The sequence below is a fragment of the Lactobacillus nasalidis genome, assembly GCF_016587775.1.
GTDB classification, from domain to species: domain Bacteria; phylum Bacillota; class Bacilli; order Lactobacillales; family Lactobacillaceae; genus Lactobacillus; species Lactobacillus nasalidis.
On sequence record NZ_BOCG01000447.1, the window covers coordinates 1 to 3,557 of the forward strand.

Consider the following 3,557-nt stretch of genomic DNA (forward strand, 5'->3'; position numbering starts at 1 on the left):
CGCTTCCGGCCCTGTCAGTCATCAACCCGGTTCTGCCGGGCTGGGCTGACCTCCTGGTAGCGGCTGCTGCCTACGGGATCCGCTGGCTGGTCCGCCGCCACTACGGCATTGAAGGGACCTCCTTGAGCCCGGACAAGCTGACCATGAAGAAAAAGTAAATCAATAGCGTGCTTTTTATTTTTAAAAGGTGTACACTAATTAAGTTGATAAGTTGATAAACAAATAGATGTTGAACATCTATTTGTTTTTGTTTGAACATTTTTTAGTTTATTAGTTAGTAAAAGTTTCAGTAAAAGAAGAAGGAGGGTATCGATGCTGAAGACACTGCTGAAGTCTGTTCGCCAGTACAAAAAAGAGTCGATTCTGTCGCCTCTGTGCGTGATCGGCGAAGTCTTCATCGAAATGTATATTCCTTACATCATGGGGCTCTTGATTGACAACGGGATCAACAAGGGCGATATGGAATACGTCAGACGGATGGGCCTGTACACCATCATTTTGACCCTGGTCTCATTGGTTCTGGGGGCCAGCGCCAGCTACTTTTCAGCGCATGCGGCAGCCGGCTTTACGGCCAACCTGCGCAAGGACATGTTTTACCACATGCAGGACTTTTCTTTTGAAAACATTGACCGCTTTTCAAGCGCCAGTCTGGTGACGCGGCTGACGACCGACACCAACAACATCCAGCTGGCCTACCAGATGAGCATCAGAGTTGCCGTGCGGGCGCCGTTCATGATGATCATTTCCCTGGTCATGGCCGCCGTGATCAGCTGGCAGCTGACCCTGGTCTTCGTGGTCGCCGTGCCGGTTTTGGCCGTGGCCATGATCTTGATCATCAAGAACGCGCGGCCTTACTTCCCGAAGATTTTCCGGGCTTACGACGAACTGAACCGGAAGGTCCGCGAAAACATCCGCGGGGTGCGGGAAGTCAAGACTTACGTGCACGAAACCGAGCAGATCGAAAACTTTGAAAAGTCGACCAACAAGATCTACAAGCTCTTCAGCCGGGCCATGTTCATCATGGCCTTCAACGGCCCGGTCATGACGCTGATGATCGACGCCGTCATGCTGGCCCTGTGCTGGTTTGGCTCCAAGCTGATCGTGGGTCACCAGCTGGCAACCGGCCAACTGGTCTCCATGTTCTCTTACACGATGTCGATTCTGATGTCCCTGATGATCCTGTCAATGATCTTCACCCAGCTGATGATGGCCCAGTCCAGCGGCCACCGGGTGGCTGACGTGCTGACGGCCAAGCCGACGATCGTCAACCCGAGCCGGGAACCGCTGACCAGCGTGACCAACGGGGAAATCATCTTTGACCACGTCGACTTCAAGTACGACAAGGATGATGCCGCGTCCGCCCTCAAGGACATCAACCTGCGGATCAAGTCTGGGGAAACCCTGGGGATCATCGGGGAGACCGGTTCTTCCAAGTCGACCCTGATCTCAATGATTCCGCGCCTTTACGACGTGACCGGCGGGGCAGTCAGAGTCGGCGGGCACAACGTGCGTTCATACGACCTCAAGACCCTGCGTGACAACGTGGCCGTGGTCCTGCAAAAGAACGTCCTGTTCTCCGGCACGATCAAGGAGAACCTCAAGTGGGGCAATGAGAACGCCAGCGACGAGGAAATCGTGCGGGCAGCCAAGATCGCCCATGCCGACGGCTTCATCCGGGAAATGCCGGACGGCTACGACACCATGGTCGAACAAGGCGGCAACAACGTCTCCGGCGGGCAAAAGCAGCGGATCACGATCGCGCGGGCGCTGTTGAAGAAGCCGAAGATCCTGATCCTGGACGACTCGACCAGCGCCGTGGACACCAAGACTGAGCGTGAAATCCGCGAGGCCTTGAAGCGAGACCTGCCAGACACGACCAAGATCATCATCTCCCAGCGGATCGTCTCCATCAAGGACGCCGACCGGATCGTGGTCATGAATCACGGGCAGATCGAAGACATCGGGACTCACGATGAACTGATCAAGCGCAACGACTTGTACAGCTCAATCGCCAAGTTCCAGGAAGAAAACAGCAAGTAGGTGATTGATCAATGACGAAAAAACAAGACCAGCAGCCGTCGCAAATGAAAATTTTGCTCCGGCTGATCAAATATGTCTACCGGGTCAGCCCGGCATCTTTGATCACTTCCTTTGTGTCAGTGATCATCAGCGCGGCTGCTTCGGTACTGGGTTCCCTGTTCATTGAGCAGGTAATCGACAAATACGTCACCCCGATGCTCAAGCAGTCGCGGCCGGACTTCGGGCCGCTGTCAAGAGCCATCTTGATGATGGCCGGCGTTTATGCCATCGGACTGGTGGCCAACTATCTCTTTACCCTGCTGATGATGCTCTTGTCCCAGCAGGTGCAAAAGCAGATCAGAAATGAAATGTTTACGCACATGCAGCGCCTGCCGATCGCCTTTTTCGACCAGAACGAATACGGCGACATCATGTCGCGCTACACCAACGACATTGACACCTTGATGCAGATGATTTCCCAGGCTCTGCCAATGTTCGCGAACTCGGTCTTTACCGTGCTCTTCGTTTTGATCGGGATGTTCTACCTCAGCTGGCAGCTGACCCTGGTTTCCCTGGCAGTCGTTCTGCTGTCCTTGGGCGTGGTCCGCTACCTGACCAAGAGATCCAGCTACTACTTCGACCTGCAGCAAAAGACCGTCGGGACGGTTAACGGCTACAACGAAGAAATGCTGAACGGCTTGAAGGTCATCAAGGTCTTCTCCCACGAGCCGGAAGCCAAGGAAGGCTTTGACCGCTACAACGAGCAGCTGCGGATTGCTTCAGGCAAGGCCAACACTTATGCCACGATCCTGTTCCCGATCATGGGGAACATCGGCAACCTGCTCTACGTCCTGATCGCTTTGGTCGGCGGGACGGCCATTCTGGCAGGCAACGTGCCGCTGACTCTGGGGGCGCTGGCTTCCTTCATGCAATTGTCCAAGGCCTTTATCCAGCCGATTGCCCAGATTTCCCAGCAGCTGAACACGATCGTTCTGGCCATCGCCGGGGCGCACCGGATTTTTGAACTGCTGGACGAAACTCCGGAAATCGACGAAGGCACGGTTACCATCGAGGAAAAGCCGGGCGTCAAGAATGCCTGGCAATGGAAGGTGCCGACGGAAGGCGGCTTCAAGTACGTGCCGGTCAAGGGCCACATCGTCTTTGACCACGTCAACTTCGGCTACGTGCCGGGCAAGCAGATCCTGCACGACATCTCCCTTGATGCCAAGCCGGGCATGAAGGTTGCCCTGGTCGGGGAAACCGGGGCCGGGAAGACGACGATCTCCAGCATGATCAACCGCTTCTACGAAATCAACTCCGGGACGATCACTTACGACGGCATCGACATCCAGAAGATCAAGAAGGATGACCTGCGCAAGTCGGTTTCGATCGTTCTGCAGGAAACGCACATGTTCACCGGCGACATCATGGAAAACATCCGCTTCGGCCGGCCGACTGCCTCAGACGATGACGTCTACCAGGCAGCCCGCCTGGCCCGGGCCGACGAATTCATCCACGAGCTGGACGACGGCTACGAG

General features: G+C 55.3%; 3 protein-coding genes. All 3 read left to right on the top strand.

From position 1 onward, the window contains the following. Positions 1-158: DUF1129 family protein (locus tag lacNas_RS08295; protein ID WP_201346769.1), on the top strand; the 158-nt coding region annotated here is incomplete at its 5' end. Positions 159-312: 154 nt separating this feature from the next. Then, positions 313-2,040, top strand: a complete 1,728-nt coding sequence (locus lacNas_RS08300) for an ABC transporter ATP-binding protein (protein ID WP_201332080.1) — start codon at positions 313-315, stop codon at positions 2,038-2,040. Positions 2,041-2,051: 11 nt separating this feature from the next. After that, positions 2,052-3,557 (top strand): ABC transporter ATP-binding protein (locus tag lacNas_RS08305; protein ID WP_201346770.1); only part of this gene is annotated, 1,506 nt, incomplete at its 3' end.